The sequence below is a fragment of the Aerococcus sp. L_32 genome (assembly GCF_050689315.1).
The window spans coordinates 1-795 of the sequence record NZ_JBOEQF010000848.1; the positions used below are offsets into that span (position 1 = coordinate 1).

The window sequence follows — 795 nt, forward strand, 5'->3', positions numbered from 1 at the left end:
ATGTCCCCGCTAGACTCACGCTTGGTCCATTTCAACTTGGGCGCAAAGCCTTCCATCGACAAGATGGTTAACAAGGGTGAAGAATTACGTTTTAAAAATACACGTTCATCGTTGGCGTCATTATAGCCAACATAGGCTTGACCAGTATCCCCTCCAATGGGTTCGAGAATCCACTCGCGATCAAATTTGTATTCCAAAACCTTTCCTCCTCTCTTTTGCCCAAGTAGTATCAACTTACTGTATAAATGAAAAAAGTGAGCAGCGACTCCCCCTTGAGATGCTTACTCCTTTTTTCTTGAGTACTAGTTATTTTAGTTGGAAAACAGGACTTAGTCAACAGACTTAGCGTATTCTAACCTTTTTTTCTTTCTTGCGGATAAAACGCGGTAAATAGAGATAAAGAAAGAATAAGCCTAGTATAATGGTAGAAAGTAACACTGCACCGGCAAAAATCCAGTCGTGGGTAAGCAAACTCGTTACAGCAAATAATACAATTTGCGTACAAATTGGTTGAGCCATCATCTGTTTAAAGCCAGTCACCTGTGAACTTTGATCCATTGGGTAGACTTGCAATAAGACATGTTGGTTGATTTTCTTAGCCATAGGTAAAATTTGGAAATGGCTGAAGTATTGAATCAATAAAATCACCACTAAGTTCAACCAGTGACTATTGGTTACAAAGACCAAATACAAAATCCCTACTAAAGTCATCCGGCCCCAAAGTGGGAAATAATCACTCGCCCGCCAAAAGGCCCGACTGTATAAGTAAGCGTAAGGATTGTCCCCACGGTTGAT

1 protein-coding gene and 1 pseudogene are annotated in these 795 nt (G+C 40.6%); both read right to left on the reverse strand.

Going from position 1 to position 795, the window contains the following annotated elements:
- A pseudogene (locus ACRCJ0_RS16855) lies at positions 1-197 on the reverse strand (phosphotransferase); the annotation flags it as partial.
- A gap of 145 nt (positions 198-342) precedes the next feature.
- Positions 343-795 (reverse strand): ABC transporter permease (locus ACRCJ0_RS16860; protein WP_431391307.1); only part of this gene is annotated, 453 nt, incomplete at its 5' end.